The organism is Aneurinibacillus aneurinilyticus ATCC 12856, from assembly GCF_000466385.1.
Lineage (GTDB): Bacteria > Bacillota > Bacilli > Aneurinibacillales > Aneurinibacillaceae > Aneurinibacillus > Aneurinibacillus aneurinilyticus.
Genome location: NZ_KE952754.1, coordinates 1 through 6,901 on the forward strand (window position 1 = coordinate 1; position 6,901 = coordinate 6,901).

General features: G+C 35.5%; 7 protein-coding genes and 2 pseudogenes. 3 read left to right on the forward strand and 6 right to left on the reverse strand.

What is annotated here, in order from left to right:
- Nucleotides 1-185 precede the first annotated feature (185 nt).
- A complete protein-coding gene (locus HMPREF0083_RS30340) occupies nucleotides 186-446 on the reverse strand; it encodes a DUF6568 family protein (protein ID WP_476726774.1) in 261 nt (86 codons plus the stop codon).
- Here HMPREF0083_RS30340 and HMPREF0083_RS27095 point away from each other — a divergent pair.
- A pseudogene (locus HMPREF0083_RS27095) lies at nucleotides 376-603 on the forward strand (IS4 family transposase); the annotation flags it as partial. The gene HMPREF0083_RS30340 and the pseudogene HMPREF0083_RS27095 overlap by 71 nt on opposite strands.
- A gap of 36 nt (nucleotides 604-639) precedes the next feature.
- On the opposite strand, the gene HMPREF0083_RS08995 reads toward HMPREF0083_RS27095, so the two are convergent.
- On the reverse strand, nucleotides 640-1,350 hold the full coding sequence (locus HMPREF0083_RS08995; protein WP_021620935.1) for an ArsR/SmtB family transcription factor: 711 nt from the start codon (nucleotides 1,348-1,350) through the stop codon (nucleotides 640-642).
- 69 nt (nucleotides 1,351-1,419) lie between these two features.
- Here HMPREF0083_RS08995 and HMPREF0083_RS09000 point away from each other — a divergent pair.
- Together HMPREF0083_RS09000 and HMPREF0083_RS09005 are read left to right on the forward strand one after the other, a co-directional pair.
- Nucleotides 1,420-1,912 (forward strand): annotated as a pseudogene (locus HMPREF0083_RS09000) (DinB family protein).
- Nucleotides 1,912-3,303, forward strand: coding sequence for an MFS transporter (locus HMPREF0083_RS09005; RefSeq protein WP_021620937.1), 1,392 nt, complete (start codon nucleotides 1,912-1,914; stop codon nucleotides 3,301-3,303). Before HMPREF0083_RS09000 ends, HMPREF0083_RS09005 begins: the two are co-directional and overlap by 1 nt.
- Nucleotides 3,304-3,583: 280 nt before the next feature.
- On the opposite strand, the gene HMPREF0083_RS09010 is transcribed toward HMPREF0083_RS09005, so the two are convergent.
- From HMPREF0083_RS09010 to HMPREF0083_RS09030, 4 genes are all read right to left on the reverse strand, one after another.
- Complete coding sequence (locus tag HMPREF0083_RS09010; protein WP_021620938.1) at nucleotides 3,584-3,802, reverse strand: DUF2997 domain-containing protein; 219 nt, start codon at nucleotides 3,800-3,802, stop codon at nucleotides 3,584-3,586.
- Nucleotides 3,803-3,813: 11 nt separating this feature from the next.
- Entirely contained in the window at nucleotides 3,814-5,499 is a 1,686-nt protein-coding gene (locus HMPREF0083_RS09015) for an AAA family ATPase (protein WP_021620939.1), read from the reverse strand.
- Nucleotides 5,500-5,657: 158 nt separating this feature from the next.
- On the reverse strand, nucleotides 5,658-6,392 hold the full coding sequence (locus HMPREF0083_RS26310) for a ComEA family DNA-binding protein (protein WP_021620941.1): 735 nt from the start codon (nucleotides 6,390-6,392) through the stop codon (nucleotides 5,658-5,660).
- Nucleotides 6,393-6,407: 15 nt separating this feature from the next.
- Nucleotides 6,408-6,860, reverse strand: coding sequence for a DUF1257 domain-containing protein (locus tag HMPREF0083_RS09030; RefSeq protein WP_021620942.1), 453 nt, complete (start codon nucleotides 6,858-6,860; stop codon nucleotides 6,408-6,410).
- Nucleotides 6,861-6,901 lie beyond the last annotated feature (41 nt).

A 6,901-nucleotide genomic window follows, 5' to 3' on the forward strand; every position in this document is an offset into this window, starting at 1 on the left:
GCATGTCCCTAATTTTGTCACCAAACGTGAAAAACAAGCTTCCTTGTCGTATAATGGACATAGGGAGTCACCATCCTATCTCTAAAGTTTTGGTCGTGCTTAACTTATTCGAGATTTAGGGAGGTACTCCTTTTTCCATGCTTAGAAACCCTTGTGGCTACTGGCCCCAGATTTATGAAATTGATTCAAATAATAATTGGTACAAATTCTATTTTAAGTTGTTTTAATAATTCTCTTTTTTTATCTCTAGTATTATCATTTTTATTTGCTGTATCTGTATTATAATAATATATATATTTTTTATTTTCGTTCAGACTATTTTCTAATATTGGTTGAAATAACTTACAATGGGGGCAAGTCGGTCTCCCAATATAGATAAAACGAGAACGATTGGAATGCCATTTGTATGGACAATTGATTGCGATTCTACTCTGTTCCTCTATTATGTTTCAGATGCGGAAGTTACTTCTTATGAAGAAGAAACTAGAGCTAAGTGAATATAAAGCCATATATATGATCAAAGATTATTTTTCTCTTCTGTTTCGATCCATACAAAAAGACACCCAAGAATTATCAAAGATTCTTCTTCGTCTGTTTAACCTAAAATGAAAGAGCCCGTCACTTGACGGACTAATAAAATTAAACAGACTTATTTTCATTTTTCTTTATATCAATACCTAATTGATCTTGCAAGGCCTTTTTACCGTTGTTTGTAAGATGGACTGCTCGACTTTTTTCTTCTTTTGTAATCCATCCCTGTTCAAAAAAAAGATTGGCTATTTCAGATCCTAACCAACCCGCAATATGGTAACGTCTTTCACTCCAATCAAGACAAGTTTTCGCGAATATCCTCCTTTTTGTATTAGCCTTTTCAATATTAATCCCAAACTTTAAAAACCACTTTTTCCCTTGCTCAGTCACAGCGTATTCTCCATCTTCTAGAGTTAGAAGTTGTCTATCAATTAGTCCCTCAGCTATCTTTACACCAAGCTCCCCTGCAAGATGATCATAACACGTTCGAGCATTGCGAACTTTTTTTAGTTGATTTGACTGCCTCAAAGAGCGAACTGGAGCAGTTGGTGCAATCGTACCTAATTTTTCAAGAACTTCTGCTACCTCTTGATTAGCAAGTCTATAGTACCGATGTCTACCATGTTGTTCAACATTAAGGAGATTACCCTCGACCAATTTAGAAAGATGGGAACTGATTGTTGGATGTGACACTTTTGCCATATATGCTAATTCACTAGCTGGTAAAGCCTGACCATTCATTAAACAATCTAAAATTATTGCTCTTGTAGGTTCTGCAATTAGTTTTGCTATATATGAGAAATTCGGATATACATTCATATTTCGATGATACCCTAATTACCGATTTGATACAATTATCTTGAATCCACAAGCAAGGAGGAATTTATAATGAATGCAATTGAGCTTTGTATATTAAATTTAAAGGAAACAAGAAGGCGCTCTCTCAAACTGTGGAGGTCACTTCCTGATAGCTTGCTTTCTTGGAGAAGCAATGACTTTTGGGGAGATGATTCGTCATGTTTGGAGTGCAAGTTTTCATTATCATATGCTCTTAAGGAACAACGGATCGATCAAGACAGATATACATACCCCATACGATGAAGAACCAATCACTTCTGTTGAAAAAGAGATAGAGTTATCGCAATCGTATTTTTCTGATTTTATAGAATATGTTGAATCCATATCAACGGAGGAATTAGAATCGAGACTTATCAATAGAAGTGATATAGGCTATCAACGATATTTGGGTGACATGCTTTTAAGAATTGCCTATCATGATGCCATTCATACGGGTCAGTTTTTACAATACTTAAGAATGGTAGAGTTGGAAAGACCCATTGTCGTCAAGCTTAGATTAAGTAAAAAGGTTGTGGTAACTTGATGAATAATACGAATATTGTTGCAAACCGAGCACTTTCTCTTTTTAGTGAAAAAATGGTAATCCTGACTGCTGGTATCGGGATGTTTTTATCAACTTTAGATACTGGTATTATCAATATTGCTTTACCATTTTTAGAAAAAGAATTTCATTCAACAGTAACTATAACGACATGGAGTGTAACTATATATGTTATGGCACTTAGTGCCACTATCCTTTTATTTGGAAAACTTAGTGATCGCATAGGCCGAATCCGAATATGTTTGTGGGGGTTTGTTATATTTCTTTTCAGTTCTATATTATGCGGCTTATCTCAAGAAATGTGGCAATTGCTTGTATGTCGAGCCATTCAGGGCATTGGTGCCGCTGCTTTACAAGCTACATCTGCGGCTCTCATTACAACTCTTGTCACCCCTGAGAATCGTAGTCATGCATTAGGTACATTAGGAGTAATGATAGGATTAGGGCCTATTTTAGGCCCCACTGCTGGAGGATTTTTCATTTCACTTGGGAGTTGGCAATGGATTTTTTGGATTAACATTCCATTATGCCTAATTGGATTATGGGCTTGTTACAAAGTATCTCGAGTTATAAAAGAAGAAATACATCCATCACCTATCGATGTATTAGGAAATATATACTTTACTTTAAGCGCCTTGCTATTTCTTTTTGGTTTATCGCATGGATCAAGTGTAGGAATGAAAAGTATATCTACGTGGGGATATATCATGATTTCAATTATTTTATTAGGTATTTTCATAATTCATGAATCCAAAGTAAAACACCCTATTATAGATGTACATTTATTCCGGCATTCAAACTTTATCGTTCCTATATTTGCAACAGTAGGCTTTGGGGTGGCCTCAGCAATTATTTTTATCATCCCACCCTATTTCCTACAAGTATTTACGCAATTAACTCCTTGGCAAACAGGGTTTGTTTCATTATCAGCTCCGCTTGGTTTAGTAATATTTTCGCGAATAGCAGGAAAATACATGGAACGTTTTGGGCCAAAATTACTTATGAAAATAGGTTTATGTGTTATGTTCATAGCATTTGTTGGATTAAGCTTTATCCAAGCCCATTGGTCACCATATATAATGGTGAGTTTATTGCTTCTATATGGGATTGGAGGAGGAATTTTTCAGCCAGCTAATATTGCATCAGTTATGACATCTGTACCTGAAGAGAAACAAGGTACGCTTGGAGCTGTGCAACGTATGTTACAAAACGTTGCAATTGCATTTGGTGCTGCAGTTGCCGCAACATTTATGAGTTCACAAGGCAACATGGAAACAGATGGGCTTATTCAAGCATTCCGATATTCATGGTACATTGCTGGAGGATTACTATTATTTAATCTTTTATGTTTTTTAGGCTATCGGAAATCTTAAAATGACCAAATATAATTTCTAACAATTAAAAGCCGAATTTATCCCAAGATAAATTCGGCCTATTTTTTCCGTTTTGGTGAACAATTAATTACTTAAGTTGATGGGCATGTACGGTGACCCCTTTTTTATAAACATATCGTGTTTTTTTCGTTGGGTTTGCAGTTACTTATGGTAAGGTTCCCCGTACCTCTCCTATCTGCAAACCAATATTCCCCTACAAGAAGCATGTTAAGTTTAGTTAGCAGTATGGGCATGAATTTAGTTGAATAATTTTAATACTCTATTTAATTTCATTCATCAAACGATTTGGTTGGATTTGTTGAATTTTGACCTCTTCTGTTTCGTAGAATTCTTTGGTGTACTCAGCTTCAACCGCTTGAGCATTAAGCATTTCTTCCAGGATTGTAATATAATCTGTACATCTCTCTCCTTTTATCCCTTTTGTTTCTGCTTGTATACGACCATCAGGAAAAATGCGTAATTGAATTTTCTGTTTCATATACTCACTCCTTAGAAATCTATTGTCCTTCCACCCCGATTAAAACGAATGTCATCAATATTATCCCTACTATCAGGATTCGATCTAGTATTCGACACTGGAACGCTCTCCTTTGTGTAATCTTCGCGATCTTCTTGTGGTGTAGCTGTAACAGCACGAATATTTGCCCAATCACGAATAGCTCTTATTTGTTCCGCTTGAGTAACGGATAGTGGAACTGTATTAGCAATAGCCCTTTCGAAATCTTCTAGAAAAATCGAACGTTCTTCAGCATAAGCTTCGAATAATGCATCAATGATAAGTTGTTCAATCTCTGCTCCAACAAATCCTTCACATTTCACTGCTAAACTTTCTAACATTTCATCTGTTAATTGGAATTGACCAATAACCTCAGGATCTTTTAAGCGTTTATTAATGTGAACTTTTAAAATTTCCTTTCTTTCACGGGTGGTTGGAAGATCAACAAAGAATATTTCATCAAAGCGTCCTTTACGCATTAATTCTGGTGGTAATCCCGAAATGTTATTCGCTGTAGCTATAACAAATACTGGACTGGTCTTTTCTTGCATCCATGTTAAAAATTGTCCGAAAATACGTGATGATGTACCACTGTCCCCACCGTTTGATATGCCACTAAACCCCTTTTCGATTTCATCAATCCAAAGTATGGAGGGAGAAATAGCTTCTGCCGTTTTAATCGCTTTCCTCATATTTTCTTCACTGCTACCAACTATACCACTAAAAATCTTTCCCATATCTAACCGTAAAAGTGGTAGCTGCCACATCGAGCTAATCGATTTACTAATTAAACTTTTCCCACAACCCGGAACCCCTGTAATAAGGACACCCTTTGGTGCAGGTAGACCATATTTTCTTGCAGAGTCTAACCAGGATTTATTACGCTTCGTTAACCAACGTTTTAAATTTTCTAAACCACCGACATCTTCTATCCTTAATTCACTCGTAATGAACTCAAGAATTCCGGTCTTTTTAATAATTTGTTCTTTCTCTTCTAAAATGACCCCTACATCTTTGATATCTAATCGACCATCCTCAACCATCGCACGTGCAAATGCATTCTCTGCTTCTGAAAGAGTTAAACCCAATGCTGCCTTTGCAAGCCGCTCCCTTTCTTCAACGGTTAGTGAAATTTTAATTCTTCCACTTTGTTCATTAATGCTGATCATTTCATCTAATACAGATTTAATTTCTTCAAATGTGGGTAAATCAAAATCAACAATTGTTATATCTTTTTGCAAATCCTCTGGAAGGATAAGAAAAGGTGACGTGAAAATTACATTAATTGGACTCGGGCTTTGTTTAATATTTGTTAACATATCCCTTAATTTACGAATTACTTGAAAATCAGGAAGCCTCCCCTGACTACCAAAGTACACATGAAAGTCTTGTAACACAACAATACAAGGCTTGTCGTACCTTTCAATGAACTCTAACGCTTTTAAAGGTGTTTTACATTCTCCTTTTGGTTGGCATTTACTATCTAGAATACCCGTTGTCATTCTCCATATTAAAACTTCCCTTGGAGTTTTAATCAATTCAATATCTTGGGCAACAGAACGTATAACTGACAATACACGATCTTCCTCCCAAGTCGATATGTATAAATAAGGAAAACGCGCTTTTAATAAATTAGCTAGCAATATTTTAGTTCTATTTTGATTTACAGATGTAATCATTTGTACCCTTCCTTTTTTTCTTTATATTTTCGATCTCGATATGCATAAAAAATTCCATATAATTCGTCCAACTGGCACATAGAAACTAAGGTAAGCCAAGACAAAATAATTCTGTCCTGACTTACCCCATTTATATAAAATATAGTTATCATAAACGATTAAAAATCGATGACTCTTCCTGATTTAGTGTGGCTATTATTATTTTCCACCTGTGAAAAATCTACATATTTTTTTATTTTCTCGATTGTATGCTCCCTCAGCCCCATTATTTCAGAGAATTGTTCAAACGATTGAAAGCCCCCAACCTCCTGGCGTTTTATGATAACTTTTTTTGCTAAAATAATCCCTATTTCTGGGATTGAAGCAATTTCTGATTCAGATGCTAAGTTTATATCAATTTTCACTACTACTTTTTCTTCTGGAACAACAGATTTGATAGATGAGGTAACCTGCACATTGGATTTCTTTTCCAATTGACTTGTGTTTTTTAATGGTGGTGGTTGAGTCCCTCTATCCCCCGTTATACCAAATTTCGTTTCTGCTTCTTGTCTAAGTTTTGAAATTTCTTGATTTTCTACCGCTTTTTCGTTGGCCTTTAACACATCTAGTTGAACCAAATAGGCCGGACGGATGTTAAAAGCATGGATAACTGTAACAGTCCATAATGAAATAGCAATGATTGCTCCAACTCCAGCTGCAGTAGTAATTAAAGCAACAATAAGTACTGCTAGATAAATGAATCCAAAAATTCTCCAACGTTGATTTTTTACTTTTGATCCTATGTACAAAAATGCCACAAAACTAACTAGACCAAAGGGCACAATCGTTAATAATATCCACCAACTATTCGCTAATTCCCAAGCCTTCCCTCTATTTGAGTAAACTTTTAACAACCCTATCCCCCCTTTTCACCGGTTTAATATATATGTTACCTGTATAGAATTATCCTCTAATACCTCCTCTTGTTCTAAAATCATACCCTGTCTTTTTGCTTTTTCCATTAGATTTTGATACACGCTCTGCTGAAGGTAATGTGTGTAAGATTTCTCCACATCATTAATCCATTCAATGTATGCGCCTCTGTCTGCTGATTCAGGTAAAACTAGTGAATAGCAACCTTCTTCATTAAGCAAAAAGGTCACTTCATTCTCATTAATGGATTCTAGAAAATCTAGTGTCTCTACATGACGAAATGAACAACTCCACTCCCCTAGAGCTTGTTTTAAGAGAGATTCATCTTTCATTCGGGTTTCAATAACAACGTGATCGTTTCTGTTATTATCTGTATAGTTTGAGATACCTTCTGCAATCTCTTTTGTTAATGCAATTGCTAAGGGAATTAGAACGATTTCGATACTCATAGTTTTACCTCCCTCTATAAATTAAAGTTTTTCTTGCGAAT

Excerpts from the sequence above, each read along its gene's own strand:
- HMPREF0083_RS08995 (WP_021620935.1), bottom strand. The coding sequence starts at position 1,350 with ATGAATGTATATCCGAATTTCTCATATATAGCAAAACTAATTGCAGAA.
- HMPREF0083_RS09005 (WP_021620937.1), top strand. The coding sequence starts at position 1,912 with ATGAATAATACGAATATTGTTGCAAACCGAGCACTTTCTCTTTTTAGT.
- HMPREF0083_RS09010 (WP_021620938.1), bottom strand. The coding sequence starts at position 3,802 with ATGAAACAGAAAATTCAATTACGCATTTTTCCTGATGGTCGTATACAA.
- HMPREF0083_RS09015 (WP_021620939.1), bottom strand. The coding sequence starts at position 5,499 with ATGATTACATCTGTAAATCAAAATAGAACTAAAATATTGCTAGCTAAT.
- HMPREF0083_RS09030 (WP_021620942.1), bottom strand. The coding sequence starts at position 6,860 with ATGAGTATCGAAATCGTTCTAATTCCCTTAGCAATTGCATTAACAAAA.